Origin of the sequence: Blastococcus litoris, assembly GCF_003075095.1 — a bacterium.
GTDB classification, from domain to species: domain Bacteria; phylum Actinomycetota; class Actinomycetes; order Mycobacteriales; family Geodermatophilaceae; genus Blastococcus_B; species Blastococcus_B litoris.
Map to the genome: position 1 here is coordinate 1 of NZ_QCZF01000077.1, position 435 is coordinate 435.

General features: G+C 40.7%; 1 protein-coding gene. It reads right to left on the minus strand.

Annotated elements, in window-relative coordinates:
- Nucleotides 1-236: 236 nt before the first annotated feature.
- Nucleotides 237-435 (minus strand): hypothetical protein (locus DCS98_RS23445; protein WP_206340422.1); only part of this gene is annotated, 199 nt, incomplete at its 5' end.

The window sequence follows — 435 nt, forward strand, 5'->3', positions numbered from 1 at the left end:
CGTAACCAACCATCAATGAGAATTGCATCTCTAGTACCATCAAAAGTGTTTGGTTCCTTAGCACGGCCTTGAGTTTGTTTTTCCGTCATAATTTCTGTGAGCTTTCTTAACACCGTCAGAGTATCTTGTTCTGATACAACCTCGCCAGGGGTCTTGTCGTTACCAGCCATTTTTCTTGATCTTAAATGCTGATGCTACCAAATGTCTGTTTGCCAGGGGTTCAATAATCCTTCTTTTTAAGCCACTGCTTTGAAATCTTGAATATCAACTCCTGCGTTACCCATTACTGTTTTGACCCAGTTTGCCACTGTAGATGGTCTAACTGATGAGGTAGGTTTGTTGTCAGAGTCAATGTAGGTTAAAAATAATGTGTGATCTTCGGGCAGATGTTGACGTAAGTGAGTAGTTTTGGTGACAAATTGGTAAGTAGTCCTA